The 18,667-nt window shown below is 61.8% G+C and carries 22 protein-coding genes; 8 read left to right on the top strand and 14 right to left on the bottom strand.

Annotation, left to right across the window (positions count from 1 at the left end; translation table 11 throughout):
• Positions 1-38: 38 nt before the first annotated feature.
• Positions 39-959: an N-acetylmuramoyl-L-alanine amidase gene (locus KW824_RS14235; RefSeq protein ID WP_218410122.1), complete on the top strand. Its 921-nt coding sequence runs from the start codon at positions 39-41 to the stop codon at positions 957-959.
• A gap of 169 nt (positions 960-1,128) precedes the next feature.
• Here the strand turns inward: KW824_RS14235 and pdxJ are convergent, their stop codons facing one another.
• The 10 genes from pdxJ to rpoE all read right to left on the bottom strand — a co-directional run bounded on the left by pdxJ (position 1,129) and on the right by rpoE (position 9,923).
• Positions 1,129-1,866 (bottom strand): pyridoxine 5'-phosphate synthase, encoded by a 738-nt coding sequence (pdxJ, locus tag KW824_RS14230; RefSeq protein ID WP_041205039.1) that lies wholly within the window; start codon positions 1,864-1,866, stop codon positions 1,129-1,131.
• 143 nt (positions 1,867-2,009) lie between these two features.
• Positions 2,010-2,717, bottom strand: a complete 708-nt coding sequence (recO, locus tag KW824_RS14225; protein WP_218410121.1) for a DNA repair protein RecO — start codon at positions 2,715-2,717, stop codon at positions 2,010-2,012.
• Entirely contained in the window at positions 2,718-3,617 is a 900-nt protein-coding gene (gene era / locus KW824_RS14220; protein ID WP_043128418.1) for a GTPase Era, read from the bottom strand. It abuts the gene before it with no gap.
• On the bottom strand, positions 3,614-4,285 hold the full coding sequence (rnc, locus tag KW824_RS14215; protein ID WP_218410120.1) for a ribonuclease III: 672 nt from the start codon (positions 4,283-4,285) through the stop codon (positions 3,614-3,616). Before rnc ends, era begins: the two co-directional genes overlap by 4 nt.
• Positions 4,286-5,209 carry a signal peptidase I gene (lepB, locus tag KW824_RS14210; RefSeq protein WP_042648729.1) on the bottom strand — a complete coding sequence of 308 codons (924 nt, stop codon included), beginning with the start codon at positions 5,207-5,209 and terminating at the stop codon, positions 4,286-4,288.
• Positions 5,210-5,212: 3 nt separating this feature from the next.
• On the bottom strand, positions 5,213-7,006 hold the full coding sequence (lepA, locus tag KW824_RS14205; protein WP_139434016.1) for a translation elongation factor 4: 1,794 nt from the start codon (positions 7,004-7,006) through the stop codon (positions 5,213-5,215).
• Between the two features lie 170 nt (positions 7,007-7,176).
• Positions 7,177-7,638, bottom strand: a complete 462-nt coding sequence (locus KW824_RS14200; protein WP_218410178.1) for a SoxR reducing system RseC family protein — start codon at positions 7,636-7,638, stop codon at positions 7,177-7,179.
• Positions 7,639-7,728: 90 nt separating this feature from the next.
• On the bottom strand, positions 7,729-8,709 hold the full coding sequence (locus tag KW824_RS14195; RefSeq protein ID WP_218410119.1) for a MucB/RseB C-terminal domain-containing protein: 981 nt from the start codon (positions 8,707-8,709) through the stop codon (positions 7,729-7,731).
• A gap of 21 nt (positions 8,710-8,730) precedes the next feature.
• A complete protein-coding gene (locus KW824_RS14190) occupies positions 8,731-9,318 on the bottom strand; it encodes an RseA family anti-sigma factor (RefSeq protein WP_218410118.1) in 588 nt (195 codons plus the stop codon).
• A 23-nt stretch (positions 9,319-9,341) separates the two neighbouring features.
• Positions 9,342-9,923, bottom strand: a complete 582-nt coding sequence (gene rpoE, locus KW824_RS14185) for an RNA polymerase sigma factor RpoE (RefSeq protein ID WP_005332791.1) — start codon at positions 9,921-9,923, stop codon at positions 9,342-9,344.
• A gap of 181 nt (positions 9,924-10,104) precedes the next feature.
• Here rpoE and nadB point away from each other — a divergent pair, with 181 nt between their 5' ends.
• Positions 10,105-11,712, top strand: coding sequence for an L-aspartate oxidase (nadB, locus tag KW824_RS14180; protein WP_042648726.1), 1,608 nt, complete (start codon positions 10,105-10,107; stop codon positions 11,710-11,712).
• A gap of 44 nt (positions 11,713-11,756) precedes the next feature.
• Here nadB and KW824_RS14175 read toward each other — a convergent pair whose 3' ends face one another.
• Positions 11,757-12,155: a protein YgfX gene (locus tag KW824_RS14175; RefSeq protein WP_218410117.1), complete on the bottom strand. Its 399-nt coding sequence runs from the start codon at positions 12,153-12,155 to the stop codon at positions 11,757-11,759.
• An 18-nt stretch (positions 12,156-12,173) separates the two neighbouring features.
• On the bottom strand, positions 12,174-12,443 hold the full coding sequence (locus tag KW824_RS14170; protein WP_041205030.1) for a succinate dehydrogenase assembly factor 2: 270 nt from the start codon (positions 12,441-12,443) through the stop codon (positions 12,174-12,176).
• Positions 12,444-12,562: 119 nt separating this feature from the next.
• On the opposite strand from KW824_RS14170, the gene ygfZ reads away from it, so the two are divergent.
• Positions 12,563-13,468 carry a tRNA-modifying protein YgfZ gene (ygfZ, locus tag KW824_RS14165; RefSeq protein WP_152565375.1) on the top strand — a complete coding sequence of 302 codons (906 nt, stop codon included), beginning with the start codon at positions 12,563-12,565 and terminating at the stop codon, positions 13,466-13,468.
• 6 nt (positions 13,469-13,474) lie between these two features.
• Here ygfZ and KW824_RS14160 read toward each other — a convergent pair whose 3' ends face one another.
• Positions 13,475-14,356 (bottom strand): LysR family transcriptional regulator, encoded by an 882-nt coding sequence (locus KW824_RS14160; protein WP_171273227.1) that lies wholly within the window; start codon positions 14,354-14,356, stop codon positions 13,475-13,477.
• A gap of 129 nt (positions 14,357-14,485) precedes the next feature.
• Between KW824_RS14160 and KW824_RS14155 the strand changes: the two genes are divergently transcribed.
• Positions 14,486-14,923, top strand: coding sequence for a PACE efflux transporter (locus KW824_RS14155; RefSeq protein WP_042648741.1), 438 nt, complete (start codon positions 14,486-14,488; stop codon positions 14,921-14,923).
• A gap of 78 nt (positions 14,924-15,001) precedes the next feature.
• Here the strand turns inward: KW824_RS14155 and KW824_RS14150 are convergent, their stop codons facing one another.
• The gene (locus KW824_RS14150; protein WP_218410116.1) at positions 15,002-15,343 is read right to left on the bottom strand and encodes a hypothetical protein; all 342 of its coding nucleotides are present in this window, start codon (positions 15,341-15,343) and stop codon (positions 15,002-15,004) included.
• A 194-nt stretch (positions 15,344-15,537) separates the two neighbouring features.
• Here KW824_RS14150 and cutA point away from each other — a divergent pair, with 194 nt between their 5' ends.
• From cutA to KW824_RS14130, 4 genes are all read left to right on the top strand, one after another.
• Positions 15,538-15,855 (top strand): divalent-cation tolerance protein CutA, encoded by a 318-nt coding sequence (gene cutA, locus KW824_RS14145; RefSeq protein ID WP_005332803.1) that lies wholly within the window; start codon positions 15,538-15,540, stop codon positions 15,853-15,855.
• A complete protein-coding gene (locus KW824_RS14140; protein WP_218410115.1) occupies positions 15,852-17,630 on the top strand; it encodes a protein-disulfide reductase DsbD in 1,779 nt (592 codons plus the stop codon). The genes cutA and KW824_RS14140 overlap by 4 nt, the downstream gene beginning before the upstream one ends.
• Entirely contained in the window at positions 17,631-18,164 is a 534-nt protein-coding gene (locus tag KW824_RS14135; RefSeq protein ID WP_218410114.1) for an N-acetyltransferase, read from the top strand. It begins immediately after the preceding gene.
• A 79-nt stretch (positions 18,165-18,243) separates the two neighbouring features.
• Positions 18,244-18,663 carry a hypothetical protein gene (locus KW824_RS14130; RefSeq protein ID WP_218410113.1) on the top strand — a complete coding sequence of 140 codons (420 nt, stop codon included), beginning with the start codon at positions 18,244-18,246 and terminating at the stop codon, positions 18,661-18,663.
• Positions 18,664-18,667 lie beyond the last annotated feature (4 nt).

Genomic DNA, 18,667 nt, shown 5'->3' with positions numbered 1-18,667 from the left:
CGCGCGCGCGCGTCACCGCCAGACGGCGCGCCTGAGCCATGGGCCAGCGCGCCTGCCCCCCGTCATTCCGCCTGGGCGGCAGGCCGCGCTGGCCATCCCTGTTTTCCTGTTCCCCCTGGCCAGGTAAATGCCGCACCAGCTTGCTGTCACTCAGCCTGTTGCTGGGGCTTGGCGCCTGCCAACCGGCACCTTATGAGCTATCCACCCGCCATACCAGTGCCAACCAGAATGAACGTATCGCCTTTCTGATCCTCCACTACACCGACGAGGATGACGCCCGCTCCCTGCGCCTGCTGACTGAACCCGAACACAAGGTGAGTGCCCACTACCTGATCCCCCGCGACACAGAGCAACGGCCACTTCCCGTCTACCAACTGGTGCCCGACAGCCAGCGCGCCTGGCACGCCGGTCGCAGCCGCTGGCATCAGTATGCCGGGCTCAATGCCAGCTCGCTGGGCATCGAGATAGTCAATCTGGGCTATGACGAGAAAGAAGCGGCCCTCCCCGCTCACCTGAGGCACTGGCAACCCTACACCCGGGCCCAGATCGCCGCCCTTGGCGCCCTCAGCCAGGAGCTGGTTCAGCGCTACCACATTCCCCCCACCCAGGTGCTGGCCCACAGCGACATCGCACCAGAACGCAAGCAGGATCCCGGCCCTCACTTCCCCTGGCGCGAGCTGGCCCTGCGCTATGGCGTTGGCGCCTGGCCCGACGAGGCCAGAGTCGCAGCCCTGCGCCAGCAGCCGCCCCCCGTCTGGAATGCCCTCGCCTGGCAGCAGCAGCTCGCCCGCTACGGCTACGGTATCCTGCCGAGTGGCGCCTGGGATGAGCAGAGCCGCGCCGCAATGCGTGCCTTCCAACTCCATTTCCGACCCACCCTGGTCAGCGGCGAACCGGATGCCGAGTGCCAGGCCATCCTGATGGCGTTGCTCGAGCGCTACTTTCCCGAGCAGGGCTGAGAGACGATTCTCTACCGAGTTCAATTGTCCCACCGTGCTGATCACCGGGGAGTCAGATGCCGAGTGCCAAGCCAGTCTCACGACCTTCCCGAGGCGGACTGAATACATCTCCTGACAACGAAAGAGGGACGCCGCGGCGTCCCTCTTTCTGTCTCATCCCCAGGGGCTATCAGATCCCTTGACGAGCTTCCTGCATCAGCAGGCGCATGTCGCTCACGGCCTTGGCCAGACCGTCGAAGGCGGCGCGGCCTATGATGGCGTGACCGATGTTGAGCTCATAAAGCTCGGGAATGGCGGCGATGGCCTTGACGTTGTGGTAGTGCAGGCCATGACCGGCATTGACCTTCAAGCCCTTGCCGGCGGCATAGGAGGCGCCGGCGGCGATGCGCTTGAACTCGGCGTTGCGCTCCGCATCCGTGGTGGCATCGGCATAGCGGCCGGTGTGGATCTCGATGAAGGGGGCACCACTCTCGGCGGCCGCATCGATCTGGATGGGGTCGGCGTCGATGAAGAGCGACACCTGGGCACCGACGGCAGCGAGGCGGGTCACCGCATCGGTCACCTTGTCCAGTTGACCGGCGACGTCCAGGCCGCCCTCAGTGGTCACCTCGGTGCGCTTCTCCGGTACCAGGCAGACGAACTGGGGCTTGATACGGCAGGCGATGCCGATCATCTCCTCGGTCACCGCCATCTCCAGGTTCATCCTGGTCTGGATGGTCTGGCGCAGTATCTCCACGTCGCGGTCGGTGATGTGGCGGCGATCTTCACGCAGGTGAACCGTAATGCCATCGGCACCGGCCTGCTCGGCCACGAAGGCGGCCTGGACAGGATCCGGATACTGGGTGCCGCGGGCATTGCGCAGGGTGGCGATATGGTCGATGTTCACACCCAGATAGATTTCACTCATTGAGGACTCCTTGAAACTCTTCATCTGTTGACTGCGCGGTCAGCGAAATCATGCCCGCGCCGATATCCGTTCGTAGGTTCGATTAGCGCAGCGTAATCGGACGCCGGTAACATGGTTACCCGTTGGGTCACGCCGCGAAAGGATCAGCCCAAGCTGCTTCGTCGTTTCAAAAACAGCTCCCGGCTCTTGAGCTGGCGTTTGCCAAGATAGGGCTGCAGCGCCAGCCGGCTGAAGCGCTTGGCCGCCTGCAGCAAGGGAGGGGTATCGAATCGCCCCTCGGCGAAGGCCAGCAGGTGGGCGCCGAGGAACAGGGTACGGGGATCGGGCGCCCGCTCGCAAGCGACAAAGCCGAGCTCCCGCTCGAAGCCGTAGAGCAGATCGGGCTGGATCGGGGTGTCATCGTCGGCGGCATATTCGAAATCCACCGCATAACCGAGGGCCTGCAACAGCAGGAACTCGAAGCGGCGCAGGGGCAGCTCCGGCGTCTCGCCGTCCGCCAGCGCCATCAGGGCACGGGCATAGGCGTCGAACACCTCGGGGAAGGGGGTGTGGGCTTCGAGCAGGTAGTAGACCAGCTCGTTGAGATAGAGGCCGTAGAAGAGGCGATCGCCGCCGAGTCGCAGGGAGTGATCCGGGCATTCGACCTGGGCGAGGTTCTTGAGATCGCCCTTGCCACGCCAGCTCATGGTGAGCAGGGTGAAGGGTTGCAGCAGCCCCTTCAGAGGGGAGCGTGGCCCGCGGGAACCGCGAGCCACCAGGGTAAATCGGCCGCTATCCTGGGTGAAGACCTCGACCAGCTGGCTGGTCTCCCGATAGGGCCGACTGTGGATGACGAAAGCCGGGTTCAGCAATCAGTCGTCACCATAACCCAGGCTGCGCAGGGCGCGCTCGTCATCGGCCCAGCCGGACTTGACCTTGACCCACAACTCCAGGTGCACCTTGTTCTGGAACAGTCGTTCCATGTCGAGGCGCGCTTCGGTACCTATGGTCTTGATCTTCTCGCCCTTGTTGCCGATGACCATCTTCTTCTGGCCATCGCGCTCCACAAGGATCAGGCCATGGATGTGGTAGAGGCCGTTCTCTTCCACCTTGAAGCGCTCGATCTCCACCGTCACCGAGTAGGGCAGCTCCTCGCCGGTGAAGCGCATCAGCTTCTCGCGGATGATCTCGGAGGCCATGAAGCGGGACGAACGGTCGGTCACGTAGTCTTCCGGGAAGAAGTGAACGTTCTCCGGCAGCAACGGCTTGGCCCACTCGCGGATCTTCTCCACGTTGGTGCCCTTCTCGGCACTGATGGGCAGAATGTGGGCAAAGTTCATCTGCTGGCCCAGCCACTCCAGATGGGGCAGCAGATCTTCTTTCTCTTTGACGTTGTCGATCTTGTTGACTGCCAGCACCACAGGGCACTTGAGGTGGCGCAACTTGCCGAGCACCATCTCATCGTCCTTGGTCCAGTGGGTACCGTCCACCATGAACACCACCATGGCCACGTCCCCCAGGGAACTGGTGGCGGCGCGGTTCATCAGGCGGTTGATGGCCCGCTTCTCTTCGATGTGCAGACCCGGGGTATCCACATAGATGGTCTGGTAGTTATCCTCGGTGTCGATCCCCAGGATCCGGTGACGGGTGGTCTGGGGTTTCTTCGAGGTGATGCTGACCTTCTGGCCAAGCAGCTTGTTGAGCAGGGTGGACTTGCCCACGTTGGGGCGGCCCACTATGGCGACAAAACCGCAGTAAGTCGTATCTGTCATGACAGTTTTTCCAGTGCTTGCTGCGCCGCGGCCTGTTCGGCCTTGCGGCGGCTGGTGCCGACCCCGACCAGCGGACCATCCAGGCCATCCACGTCACACTGGACGGTGAACTCCTGGTTGTGGGCTTCGCCCTTGACGTTGGTCACTGTGTAGGTCGGCAGGGATTTGCGGCTTCCCTGCAAAATTTCCTGCAGCCGGGTCTTGGGATCCTTCTGCTCTATACCCGGGCGTATCTCGTCCAGGCGGCTGGCGTACCAGCCGAGCAACAGGGTTCGCACCCGCTCCAGATCGGTATCCAGATAGACGGCGCCGATCACCGCCTCGACAGTGTCGGCCAGGATAGACTCGCGCCGGAACCCGCCGCTTTTCAGCTCGCCAGGCCCCAGGATCAGGTGATCCCCGAGGTCAAACTCCCGGCCGAGTTCGGCTAGCGTCTTCTCCCGCACCAGGGTGGCGCGCATCCGGCTGAGATCCCCTTCCGCCGCTTGCGGGAAGCGATGGAAGAGGTCATCGGCAATCACCAGACTCAGGATGGAGTCCCCCAGAAATTCCAGTCGCTCGTTGTGACGGGAACCGGCGCTGCGGTGGGTCAGCGCCCGAGTCAGCAGCTCTTGATCCTGAAAGACATGCCCGAGACGGGACTGCAGTCTGTTCATCTTGATATTCATTTACTTGATTCCGCCAATGCGGTTGAAGCGCACACCGGTCGGCACCCAACTTGGCAAGCTGGATCCTTCCTCGCGCTCAAATTCGAAACTGATCCAGATGGCAACCGCCTTGCCCACCAGGTTCTGCTCGGGCACGAAACCCCAGAAACGACTGTCGGTACTGTTGTCGCGGTTGTCACCCATCACGAAATAGTGGCCTTCCGGCACCACCCACTCATCCGGGTAGGTACCGGGCTGGCGATAGTAGCGATCCACCAGGTCCGGCATCAGGGGGTTGCGCAGGGTCTCGTGAGAAACTGTGCCCAACTGTTCGGTGTAGCGATCCAGCGGGATCCCCATCTGGCTGAACTCACCCCGTTGCTCGAACTTGACGTCGAGCTTCTTGAAGCCCGGGCACGTTTTCCCTTCCTGCTCCTCGCACTTGGGCCGGATCATCAGCTCCTTGTTGCGATAGATCACCCGATCGCCCGGCATGCCGACCACCCGCTTGATGTAGTCCACCCGGGTATCCAGCGGATACTTGAACACCACCACGTCGCCACGCTCGGGAGAACCCGTCTCGAGGAACTTGGTGTTGGTCACGGGATCACGCAGGCCGTAGGCGAACTTCTCCACCAGGATGAAGTCGCCCACCAGCAGGGTGGGCATCATGGAACCAGACGGGATCTGGAACGGCTCGAAGATGAAGGAACGCAGGATCAGCACCAGCGCGATGACCGGGAAGACACCGCCGGTCTGCTCGATCCAGACCGGCATGGGGGCCACCTTGGCCAGGGTCTTCTCATCGATGTTCGAGCCGGCGTTGGCACGAGCGGCCGCAATCTTGGCCGCCCGCTGCTTGGACCAGACCAGCTTGTCGACTGTCCAGATGATGCCGGTCAGCAGAGTGACTATGGCCAGGATCAGGGAAAAGGTGCTTGCCATCTATTAATCCTTTCCGACGTGGAGAATGGCGAGGAAGGCCTCTTGCGGCACGTCGACACGGCCCAGGGACTTCATCCGCTTCTTGCCTTCTTTCTGCTTGTTCAGCAGCTTCTTCTTCCGGCTCACGTCACCGCCGTAGCACTTGGCGGTCACGTCCTTGCGCAGGGCCTTGACTGTGCTGCGGGCGATGATCTGGTTGCCGATGGACGCCTGGATGGCGATGTCGAACATCTGGCGCGGGATCAGCTCGCGCATCTTCTCCACCACCTGGCGACCGCGATACTGGGCGTTCTCCTTGTGGGTGATGATGGCCAGGGCATCGACGCGCTCACCGTTGATCATGATGTCGAGACGCACCATGTCGGAGGTTTCGAAGCGCTTGAAGCCGTAATCCAGGGAGGCGTAGCCGCGACTGGTGGATTTGAGGCGATCGAAGAAATCGAGCACCACTTCCGCCATCGGGATCTCGTAGGTCAGCGCCACCTGCTTGCCGTGATAGACCATGTTGGTCTGCACGCCACGCTTCTCGATACAGAGGGTGATGACATTGCCCATGTACTCCTGGGGCAACAGGATGTTGCACTCGGCGATGGGTTCGCGCATCTCTTTGATGTTGTTGACCGCAGGCATGGCTGCCGGGCTGTCGATGTGGATGGTCTCGCCGTTGTTCAGCTCGATTTCATACACTACGGTCGGTGCCGTGGTGATGAGATCCAGATCGTATTCCCGCTCCAGACGCTCCTGGATGATCTCCATGTGCAGCATGCCGAGGAAGCCACAACGGAAGCCGAAGCCCAGCGCGGTGGAGCTTTCCGGCTCGAAGAACAGGGAGGCATCGTTCAGGGAGAGCTTGTCGAGGGCGTCACGGAACGACTCGTAGTCATCGCTGGAGATGGGGAACAGACCGGCATAGACCTGCGGCTTCACCTTCTTGAAGCCAGCCAGCGCCTTGTCGGCACCGTTCTTGGCTTGCGTCAGGGTATCGCCCACCGGAGCGCCGTGGATGTCCTTGATGCCGCAGACGACCCAACCTACCTCGCCACAACCCAGCCCCATGGTGTCCACCTGCTTGGGGGTGAAGATACCGATGCGATCCACGCCCCACACTTGACCGGTGCTCATCACCTTGATCTTGTCGTTCTTCTTGAGGGAACCGTTCTTGATGCGCACCAGGGAGACGACGCCCAGGTAGGAGTCGAACCAGGAGTCGATGATCAGCGCCTGCAGCGGGGCGTCCGGGTCACCTTCAGGTGCCGGGATACGGGCCACGATCTCTTCCAGTACCAGATCGACACCCAGGCCGGTCTTGGCGGAGCAGCGCACCGCATCCACCGCGTCTATGCCGACGATGTCCTCGATCTCTTCCGCGACCCGCTCGGGTTCTGCGGCAGGCAGATCGATCTTGTTCAGGATCGGCACCACTTCCAGCTCCATCTCCATGGCGGTGTAGCAGTTGGCCAGAGTCTGTGCCTCAACCCCCTGACCGGCATCCACCACCAGCAGAGCCCCTTCACAGGCCGCCAGGGAGCGAGAAACCTCGTAGGAGAAATCCACGTGGCCCGGGGTGTCGATAAAGTTCAGCTGATAGGTGTTACCGTCTTGTGCCTGGTAGTTCAGGGTCACACTCTGTGCTTTGATGGTAATGCCGCGCTCGCGCTCCAGATCCATGGAGTCAAGCACCTGAGCCTGCATCTCGCGGTCGGACAGGCCGCCACAAGTCTGGATCAGACGGTCCGACAGGGTCGATTTACCGTGGTCGATGTGCGCAATAATCGAAAAGTTACGAATGTGTTTCATCGAGCAAGAATCACTCAAAATTAAGTTAGGGTCGGATATGAGGGCAGGATTTTACTGGATAACCAGGTCGACGGCCAATCTTTAGTCGGCAGGCACCAGAAATAGCGCCTTGTCTGGCGGGCCCTCGGCACCAAAACGGCGGCGACGGAGCCAGAAAAGGGTAACGCCGCTCAGGAGAGGTGACGGGTATTGAGTACCATGCCGAGCATGCGGGGACCATATTCCCCTTGCTCGAGCCGGGCAGAAAAGTAACGAACCAGTAAAAATCCGATGGTGCCACCGAGCAAGCAACTGAGGATGGTGACGCCCTCCCCCGCCGACAGCAGCGGCGCCAACCAGAGCTGGCCGAGCAGGGCACCGAGTAGCAGGCAGAACAGCGGCAGCACATAAACGAGGGCCGCGCCGCGCAGGATACTCGCCTGGGGAATGCCAAGCCTGATTTGCTGACCGACCAGAACCTCGGCGGTCAGCGCCACCCGCAGTCGCTGCGACTTCAGGGGAAAGGCCTTGGCGACTGTGCCGGTACCGCAATTGGGCTGCTGGTGGCAGCCGCTGCAGGCTGAACGCCGTTCACACTCCACCCAAGCATAAGCTCCCTCGACGGCCACCACGGTTGCCAACTCTTCGCTCATGTTACTCACAGGATGACTCCAGACGAACGGCTATGGATTTACCCGATCTCAGCACGGTCATCCCGGTTCGGCAAGTGGCCGGATGCCTCCTCACTGTACCGCCTCGTTGCGGGCCAGCGGCTGCACCGACTCGGCGATGCGCTTGGCCGTCTCGGTGGGAACTTCCCCGACCACGGTGATCTCCACCCCAACCTCGTTGACGAAGCTCACCAGCGAAGTGGCCCCCTGGCGGATCAATTGCTGACGCACCGCCTGCTTGGGATCGACCCGGGAGACATAGACGGAGAGATCCACCACACCGTCCGACAGCATCATGTAATCCACCGGCAGGCTGGTGTTGACCAGCTGGTGCCTGTCCTGAGAGAGCACCTTGAATCCACCCGGCAGCCAGGTCAGGTGCCAGTTCAGGGTCTGCTGGGGAGCGGGATAGGCGTCTTCCAATGCCAGCGCTTCGGGCAGCTTGCTGCGGGCCAGGGTGACAAGCCAGGGCGCGGGCGCCGGTTGCCTGTCCAGATCCACCCCCAGCACCTGCTCCACCAGGTTGCCTTCCTTGTCCACCATGTCCACCCGCAGCAGCAGATGACTCTGCTCATCGACCCAGAGTACAAAGCCGTACTTGTCCGCCTCCTTGGGCACCAGTCTCACGACTTGCGCCACCAGACCAGCCACTCGGCTACGACCGGCCAGCACGGGGTCATAGCTTTCCAGCACCCGGGGCAGCGGCATCCTCACCAGACTCGACCAGACGCCAGGAAAACGCGCCCCCTTCAATGTGTAGGGTTCGTGGGTGTTCTCGAAGAAGGTGTATTCATTCTGGCGTTGCAGGTACTCCACCGCCTTGCCGTCGAGGTAGCTCAAATGAGCAACCTCCTTGCCATCGATCACCCCGTGACTGAAGCGAATGGGCTCGAGGCGTCCCTGACGGGCCTTGACCATGGACAACTCAAAATTTTGTTGCGAAACGGCACTCTGCATCTGCTGCAACAAGGCCTCGGCCGACAGATCGTCGGCCGAGGCCTTGGCACAAATAAGCAGGAGAGAGGCCAGCAGAATGAGGCTGGACTGGCGCACGGTCTGATCCCTAAAGATGCGTTATTCCTGAATCTGCTTGTCTTGCAGCAGACGCTGTTGCAATTGATGGTCTCGCAGGAAGGCATTGATACGCTCGCGCTGCTCCTGCATCTCTTGCTCGTTCAAGCCTTGCTGGCGAGGAGTGGCGCGGTTGCCCTCCTGGGGATAGTGCACGCTCACTGGCGCCGCACTGCCACCGACCGGTATGGTGTTGAGCACAGGGTTGGCCGGCATGCCGTCGCTGCCCTGATACTGCTGCACCCCGAAGATGACGGCGGCGGCCACGGAGGCAGCAATGGCATACTGTCCCATTTGCTGGCCAAAGCGACGGACCAAAGGTATCACCTTGCCGGCAGGATTCACCTGAGGGACAACGGGTTGCACCGGCTTGGGTGCCAGTATGACGGGTTCGTCTTCCAGTGCCAGCATGATGCTGTCACTGAGATCCAGTTGCAGATTGACCGGCAGGTCTCCCCGCATGGCATCACCGATCAGATGGTAACGAGCCCAGGTATCTTGCAGAGCGGGATCCGTTCCCAGCTCGTTCAGAACCTCCATGTCGCTGAGGTCACCATCCATCAGGGCTGAAAGTTGCTCTTTATTTGCCATAAGTTTGCCTGTCTTTCCCCAGTTTAATTCTCGATCAGAGGTTGCAGCTTTTTATCGATTGCTTCCCTCGCCCGAAAGATACGGGATCTCACCGTACCCACAGGGCAATCCATGATCTCCGCAATCTCTTCGTAGCTCAGCCCTTCCATTTCACGAAGGGTGATCGCTGTTCTCAAGTCTTCTGGCAAGGCTTCTATGGCGGCAAACACGGTACGCTTGATCTCGTCGGTCAGCGCCAGATTTTCCGGGGTGGCCACTTCTTGCAGGGCTTCACCACCACCATAATATTCAGCCTCGTCCGCTTCGACATCACTGCTGGGCGGTCTGCGCCCCTGTGAGGTCAGGTAATTTTTGGCCGTGTTGACGGCGATCCGATACAACCAAGTGTAAAACGCACTCTCGCCACGGAATGTCGGCAACGCCCGGTAAGCCTTGATAAAGGCCTCCTGCGCCACATCCGGCACATCGCCCGGATTGTTGACATACCTGGCCACCAGGTTGACCACCTTATGCTGGTATTTTCTTACCAACAGGTTGAATGCATTTTTATCGCCACGCTGGACCCGTTCAACCAGCTGTTCGTCCAGTAGATTCTGGTCGCTCATCAGAGCCGTAAAACCCCCATCAGGTTATCGTTCTTCTTTTCCGGCCCCTTCTAAGCGCACAAGTTCAGACAGGAGGAATCAGAGAAAGTTCGCTTGCATTGAAAAAAATGTGATGCAGGCTGCATCACAACCCCCCTTGGGCTACCATGGGGCCAGTTCTTAATCCAGGCCAATGATACTTATGAAAGCAAGTGTTGAATACCTTTGCGACGTACTGATCATTGGCAGCGGTGCCGCCGGTCTGTCCCTCGCGTTGCGATTGGCAGACCAGGCCAAAGTCCTGGTTCTGAGCAAGGGGCCCATCAGTGAAGGGGCCACTCTCTATGCGCAAGGAGGCATCGCTGCCGTGTTCGACGAGACCGACAGCATCGAATCCCATGTGAGCGACACGCTCAACGCTGGCGCCGGGTTGTGTGACCCGGCCGTGGTGGAGTTCACCGCCCGCAACGCCCGCGACTCCATCCAGTGGCTGATCCAGCAAGGTGTCCCCTTCGATCAGGAGGAGGATGCCGAGGGGGAATCCCACTATCACCTGACCCGGGAAGGGGGTCACAGCCATCGCCGTATCTTCCACGCGGCGGACGCCACCGGCAAGGCGGTGCAGCTCACCCTGATCGATCAGGTACGCGCCCACCCCAACATCCAGTTGATGGAGCGCTTCAACGCGGTCGATCTCATTACCACCCGCAAGCTGGACCTGCCAGGCAACCGGGTACTCGGCGCCTACGTCTGGAATCGCAACGTCGAGCAGGTCGAGGTGATCCGCGCCCGCTTCGTGGCACTGGCCACCGGCGGCGCCTCCAAGGTGTATCAGTACACCTCAAACCCGGACGTGAGCTCGGGGGACGGCATCGCCATGGCGTGGCGCGCTGGCTGTCGGGTGGCGAACCTGGAGTTCAACCAGTTCCATCCCACCAGCCTGTTCCATCCCGATGACCCCAACTTCCTGCTGACCGAAGCGTTGCGCGGGGAAGGGGCCTATCTGCGCCGTCCCGATGGCAGCCGCTTCATGCCGGACTTCGACGAGCGGGCCGAGCTGGCACCCCGTGATATCGTCGCCCGCGCCATCGACCACGAGATGAAGCGACTCGGGGCCGACTGCATGTATCTGGACATCAGCCACAAACCGGCCGACTTCATCATCAAGCACTTCCCGACCATTTATGAGCGCTGTCTCGCGGTGGGCATCGACATCACCAAGGAGGCGATGCCCATAGTACCGGCGGCCCACTACACCTGTGGCGGCGTGATGATCGACAACAACGGCCAGACCGACATCCCCGGCCTCTACGCCATCGGCGAGGTGACCTACACCGGGCTGCACGGCGCCAACCGCATGGCCTCCAACTCCCTGCTGGAATGCGTGGTCTACGCCCATCAGGCGGGGGCCGACATCCTGGCCAAGCTCCCGACCAGCGTGGAACCACCCCATCTACCCGCCTGGGACGAGAGTCAGGTGGATGACTCGGACGAACAAGTGGTGATCCAGCACAACTGGCACGAGTTGCGGCTGATGATGTGGGATTACGTGGGGATAGTGCGCACCAACAAACGGCTGGCGCGCGCCAAGCGCCGCATCGACCTGCTCAAGCAGGAGGTGCAGGAGTACTACGCCAACTTCCGCGTCTCCAACAACCTGCTGGAGCTGCGCAACCTGTTGCAGGTGGCCGAGCTCATCGTCAACTGTGCCCTGGAGCGCAAGGAGTCCCGCGGGTTGCACTACAACCTCGACTACCCGGACATGCAAGCAAACCCCAAGCCGACAGTGCTGACGCCGGATCGGGAGTGAATGACTCCCACCACCGTCAATCAGATGACCCCGCCCCGGCGGGGTCATCTGTTATGGGGTGAATCTGGCGGTTTGGGCAGGGCGAGGTGGATGGCGCGGGCCAGGGCGCGGTAATGCGCGGGTGCCAGAGCATCGGAGAAGAGCCAGAGGCGGCGCTCGGCGCCCTCTTCTGTCTGCAACCTCAGCCAGAGCACACCGGGCAGGATACGGCTGCGGTCATCCAGCCGATGACGTCGGCCTTGCCACTCCAGCCACTCTCCGTCCCAGCAGAGCGCATCGCCCCTCGGCATGACGGGGCGCAAGGCCAGCCAGAGCCCCAGCAACCAGCAGGGGAGAAACAGCCCCCATTGCCAGCCATGGATCAGAGCGGCAACCGGCCAGAGCAACAGCAGAAACAGGGCAAGCAGCAGCATGCGCTGCCGCCGGGAGGGGATGACGGGCATCAGGACCCGCATCGGGGATCAGCTCAGACGATCATGACGGGCCTGATTGCGTTCCAGGATCAGGGGGATCATGGCGGCGAAATCGGGATCGCTCGGCACACCATGGCCCATGCTCCAGCGGAACAGTTCGGGATCCTCGCACTCCAGCAGGCGGATGAAGGTCTGCTGCTGTGCTTCGCTCAGGGAGTCGAACTCGTGCTCGAAAAAAGGCATAAATATCACATCCAGCTCGAGCATGCCGCGACGGCAGGCCCACTTCAGGCGGGACTTTTCAATTGGGCTCAACATGGAACTCTCCTTACAAAGACCCGGGGATGGTAGCAGCTGGATTTTCCGGCTGACAAACATTCCTTACGTCTTTACCATGCAGGTCACATACTTTCTGTCTCTGGAATACCATCGTGAGCCTGCCGACCCCTGTTCTTCCTGCCGAGCCAACCCTGTTTCCCCTGACCGATCTGGCAATCACCCGCCTCACCGGCAATGATCGCGTGAAATATCTGCAAGGCCAGGTCACCTGCGACGTCAATACCCTGCAACCGGGCCAAAGCACCCTCGGCGGCCATTGCGACCCCAAGGGCAAACTGTGGAGCGATTTTCGCCTGCTCTGCCTCGATGAAAGCCTGCTGCTGCTGACCAAGCCGTCGGTGCTGGCGCGCCAGTTGCCCGAGCTCAAGAAATTTGCGGTGTTCGCCAAGGTCGAGATCGGCGAGTTCCAGGGCCAGGCGGTCGGCGTGGCCGGTCAGGGCACAGACACCTGGATCGCGGCGCAATACGGCCTTCAGGAAACCGGCCTCGTCGAGGGGGGCATGGCGGTCAAGGTGGAAGCCGAACGATGGTTGCTGGTGAGCGAACAACCGCTCGATATCGGCTTGCCCGTCGGACAGGAATCACTCTGGTGGGGTCTGGATATCAAGGCCGGCATCCCGCACCTGGAGGCGGTTCATCAGGGTGAGTACATTCCCCAGATGCTGAACCTGCAGGCCCTGGACGGCATCAGCTTCACCAAGGGTTGCTACATGGGACAGGAGATAGTGGCGCGCGCGAAGTACCGCGGTGCCAACAACCGCGCCCTCTTCGTGCTGGCCGGGCAGGCCAGTGGCCCCGTTGCCAGCGGCGATACCCTGGAGATCCAGCTCGGTGACAACTGGCGGCGCAGCGGCATGGTGCTGAACGCCTGGCAGCAGGATGGTCAGCTGTGGCTCACCGCCGTGCTGCCAAAAGACACCGAGGCCGATGCCAGTTTCCGCCTCAAGCAGGAGGAAGGCTCCCGCCTTGCCCTGCAACCCCTGCCCTACTCCCTGACCGAGTAAGGTCGGCTAACGAGGTACCCGCGCCAGCAGGGCCTCCTTCAGCCAGCGCCCCGCCTGCCCGAGCGGGCGGGCGCGATACCACTGCAACTCCAGCTCCAGCTCGGCCTGGGGCATGAAATCCGGCTTGAGTACCACCAGCTCCCCCCGCGCCAGCGGCCGGTGCAGCAGAAACTCGGGCACCGCAGACCAGCCCAGCCCCAGCTTGACCAGCTCCAGGATCCCGAGATCCCCCTCGACCCACCACACCTGGGACGAGAGGCGAAAGCGATGGCGCTCCGTGCCCTCCCGCCGCCCCGTCACCATCAGCTGGCGGGCCCCTTGCAGGTCGCTCTCGTGCAGCGGTGTCTTGTGGGCCAGGGGATGATCCGGGGAGACCACCAGGGGCATGGCGACGCTCCCCAGGGAGCGGGAAACCAGCTCCCGCTCGGGGTGCGCCTTCTGGTAGCTGATGCCGAGCTGGGCCCGCCCGCTCTTGAGCAGCTCGGTCACATCCTCCATCAGCGGGAACAGCAGCTCCAGCTCCACCGCCGGGTAGCGGCTGGCGAACTCCTCCAGCAGGGCCCCCAGCCAGGGCAGGTGGGAGTCATCGTCGATGGCGAGCGTCAGGCGCGACTCTATGCCGCTGGCCAGCTCCCCGGCAATGGCCTGCAGCCGCTCGCTCTGGGCCAGCAGCACCCCCGCCTCCTGGCTGATGCGGGCCCCCGCCTCGGTCAGCACCGGGTAGCGGCCGCTGCGATCGAACAACTCGAGGCCGAGGTCGATCTCCAGGTTGGCGATGGCGGTGCTCACCACCGATTGCGCCTTGCCCAGCCGGCGCGCCGCCGCCGAGAAAGATCCCGTCTCAGCCGCCGCCAGCAACGCCTTGAATTGTTCCAGTGAAGGGGTCATCCGTCTGCTCCTACTCTGCTCTTGGACCTAGCTCTATCTATTTTAACGATAGATACCAACATGAACCTATCGAATAATAGCGATACATTGGCCGCCATCCACAGAAAGAGTTAGATAGAGAGACAGATGATGCGTAATACCCGTGACCGCCTGCGCCACGCCATCGGCTTCGAATTGATTGGCCTGCTGATCGCCGCCCCCCTGGCAAGCTGGGTCACCGGCGTCGGTCTCAACCACATGGGCCCGCTTGCCCTGTTCTTCTCGGTAGTCGCCACCGTCTGGAACTATGTCTACAACATCGGGGTGGACCGGTTGCTGCTACGCCTGCAGGGCCATACCCACAAGAGCCTGTGGCAGCGGGTGCTGCATACCTTGGGTTTCGAGGGGGGCTTGCTGGTCGTCGCTCTGCCGGTAATGTCCTGGTGGCTCGACATCGGCCTGCTGGAGGCGTTGCTGCTGGATCTGGGCTTCGTGCTGTTCTACCTGGTCTATGCCTTCATTTACAACTGGAGCTATGACAAGGTGTTCCCCATACCGGGCCAGGGGGCGCAACGGGTCACGGGTTAACAGAGGAAGGGAATAAAACGAGGCACCATCATGCGGCTGGCATGATGGTGCTGATCTGGAGCCTCAGAAGACAGGCATTCAGGCTTGCGCCTTTACCTCGTCGGCGGGCGTCTCGCTCTGGGCCGATTCCTGGTTCAGCATGGCCTCAAGGTCGCTCTGATATTGGTTCAGCATGCGCTGTGCCGCGACCATGTCCCCCTTGTGCAGACGCTCGAACAGATGGTGCTGCACCACGCCGTTGAGATACTCCACCGTGATGGGTTGCTCCAGGGCGGACAGCAGCTCCTCTTTCTCCAGTTCAGCATTGATTTCATCGACACTGGTACGCAGCAGACCGGCCAGTTGCACCAACATGCGACGCTCGCCTTCACGCAACAGGCTCAACATGCGGTTTCTCTGCTGCTCATTCTGTTGGGTCATACATTTCCTTACGTAGAGTGGGAACAAGCCCGCTCATTCTGCCCTGTCCTTTTCACAGCGTCTATCTCGGGCGCATCACTAATTGAGCGTCCCGCCAGCCGGGCGCGGACCGGGTGCTATTTGCCCCTTTGCCCGGTATAGTAACCGCTGTTCCAGAGGGCCAGAGCGCCCCCGTTGATGAGACTGCCAACCCCATGACCGACGCCATTCTGGTGCTCTGCACCTGCCCTGATGAAGCCAGTGCAGACCTCCTCTGCGAGCACCTCCTCACCCAGCGCCTCGCCGCCTGCATCAACCAGTTACCGGGAGTAAACTCCGTCTATCGCTGGCAGGGGAAAATTGAGCGCGCACGTGAAATCCAGCTCATCATCAAATCCAGGGCCTCGCTGTTCGAGCCCTTGCGTCAGTGCATTCTGGCTCACCACCCTTACCAGGTGCCGGAGATCCTGGCGCTCCCCGCAAGCCAGGGTCATCAACCCTATCTCGACTGGTTGACACAGGAGACCTCATGACACTGTTTCGCCTGCTTTCCCCCCTGCTGCTCCTGCTGAGCCTGCTCGCGGCCCCCGTCCAGGCCAGCAGCCAGGATCTGCTCAGCAGTCTCGGCATCGAGACCAATGCCCAGCCCAAATTTCTGAAAGTCGACGAGGCCTTCGCCCTCGAGAGCGAGCAGCAGGGAAACAAGCTGCTGCTGACCCTGCGCCTCGCCGACGGCTACTACCTCTATCGCCACAGCATCGGCGTCAAGGGGGACAACCTCGCCTTCGAGGCGCCCGTGCTGCCTGCAGGCACCGAACATGAGGATGACTTCTTCGGCAAGACCCGGGTCTTCTATCAGGAGCTGAAGATCCCCGTCACCCTGACCGAGGTGGGTGACGCCGCCAGCCTCAAGATAAGCTATCAGGGTTGCACCGAGGGTCTCTGCTATCCGCCCACCGACAAGCTGATCCCGGTGCAGCCTCTCACTGCCACCAGTGACGCCGCCGGGCAGGCCGGCCCCGCTGACGCCATCGAGGCGCCAGCCAGCAGCCAGCAGGATCGACTGGCGGCCGCCCTCGGCAGCCAGGGCTTCTGGCTCAGCATCGCCGCCTTCTTTGCGCTGGGGCTGGGACTTGCCTTCACCCCCTGCGTCTTCCCCATGTACCCCATTTTGACCGGCATCATCGCCGGTGCCGGTCAGCACCTCTCCACCCGCCGCGCCTTCCTGCTCTCCTTCGTCTATGTGCAGGGGATGGCGGTCACCTACACCCTGCTCGGGCTGGTCGTCGCCTCGGCCGGCTTGAAGTTCCAGGCCGCGCTGCAGCACCCCTATGTGCTGATCGGCCTCTCCATCATGTTCGTGCTGCTGGCGCTCTCCATGTTCGGGCTCTATACCCTGCAACTGCCGAGCAGCCTGCAGACCCGGCTGTCAGGCCTCTCCAACCGCCAACAGGGTGGATCCGTGGTAGGGGTTGCCATCATGGGGATGATCTCCGGCCTGGTCTGCTCCCCCTGCACCACGGCGCCGCTCTCGGGGGCGCTTATTTACGTAGCCCAGAGCGGCGATCGCTGGCTTGGCGGCGCGGCGCTCTATGCCCTGTCGCTGGGGATGGGTCTGCCGCTGCTGCTGCTCGGCACCTCGGGGGGCAAGTTGCTGCCCAAGGCGGGCGCCTGGATGGATGTGATCAAGCAACTCTTTGGTTTTGCACTGCTGGCGGTGCCCATCCTGCTGCTGTCACGGCTCTTGAGCGAGCAGATCGCCACCCTGCTCTGGCTCGGCTGGGCGCTGGTGCTGTGTGCCTATCTCTATCACCACAACCAGCATCGCGCCCACTCGCTCGGCAAGAGCCTCGGTGGCTTCGTGCTGCTGCTGGTGATGATGACTCTGGTGGTGGTGGGCAAGGACCTGCTGCTGCCCGAGCCTGGCGTCAAGGCAAGCACCGGGATCCAGGCTCCTCAATTCATCCGCATCAAGACCCTGGATGACCTCAAGACCCGACTCGAGGCCGCCCGCGGCAAGCCGGTGCTGCTGGATCTCTACGCCGACTGGTGCGTCGCCTGCAAGGAGTTCGAGCACAAGACCTTCAGCGATCCCGAGGTGCAGTCGCGCTTTGCTGACATGGTGCTGTTGCAGGCGGACGTCACCGCCAACGACGATGCGGATGTGGCGCTGCTCAACGGCCTGAACGTGCTGGGGCTACCGACCCTGATCTTCTTCGATCGCGATGGCAACGAGGTAAGCGGTCAGCGGGTGACCGGCTTCATGGGGCCCGCCGAGTTCCTCGGCCAGCTGGACAAGCTGCGCTAGATGGAGTTGCGGCGCCTGTCATCGGCTCACTCGAGCCACATACAGTGGCTGGAGGAGGTCGTGCTGGCGACGCCTGCCTACAGTTGGCTGACAGAAGGCAAGGCACCCAACCCTGCGGATGCCTTGGAGATACTGAGGGCCTGCCCACCGGGCATAGGAGAGCATGACAAGTTTGTGCTGGCCATCCTGGAGGGAGAGTTGCTGCTTGGCTGCGTCGATCTGGTTCGCGGTTATCCAGATAAGCAGACGGCCTATCTTGGCCTGCTGCTTTTGAAGGAGTGCTGGCAGCGACGGGGGGTTGGTAGCGAACTGGTCGCACGACTCATGGGGATGGCGGCTGGCTGGGGTTGCACCACCCTGCGACTCGGGGTCATCGAGACCAACGCCCCTGCCCTGCATTTCTGGTCGAAACACGGCTTTAAGCAAGTGGATCGCAAGCAGATAGCCGGGTTCACTGGCGATACTCTGGTCATGACGCGCACCGTCAGTCATCCATACCGCCCCGAATCCAGCAACTCGGCCACCGCGCGTTGATTTTTCTGACCATCCCTTGTATATGACAGGCGCCATGGCAAAATTTTCCCTTTCCCGTCTCGCATCATCCGGAGTTTTGATGAAAAAGTGGTTCATCCCCCTGCTGGCCTGCTGGCTCTATGGCTGCAACTCAGGTCCAGGTGAAGAGGCGATCCAGAGCCAGGTCACCGCCAGGCTGCAGGCCGACACGGATCCCGCCCTGTTCGAGATCAGCGACTTCGCCATTCTCGGCAAGGAGGAGCGGATGGAGGGGGTCTATCTCGTCAGGGTGAGCTACCGCCTCCACTTCAAGCAGGGGCTGGAGCAGCTGCAGGTGCTGCATGACGAGGATCTGGTCTATGACAGGGTCGGCCCCTTCCAGCAGGAGATGGCCCTGATGGAGCTGGAACGCAAATACGGCGAATTCGAGGCAGGACAGGCACTGGCGCAGGAGAGCCAGGTCTGGATGATGAAGACAGAGCAGGGCTGGCAACTGGCAGAACCGGCGCAGCAGGGATAAGCGC

Source organism: Aeromonas sp. sif0611, assembly GCF_019218845.1.
GTDB lineage: Bacteria > Pseudomonadota > Gammaproteobacteria > Enterobacterales > Aeromonadaceae > Aeromonas > Aeromonas media.
The sequence above is the reverse complement of the archived record's forward strand: the minus strand, read 5'-3'. Positions and strand labels throughout refer to the sequence as shown.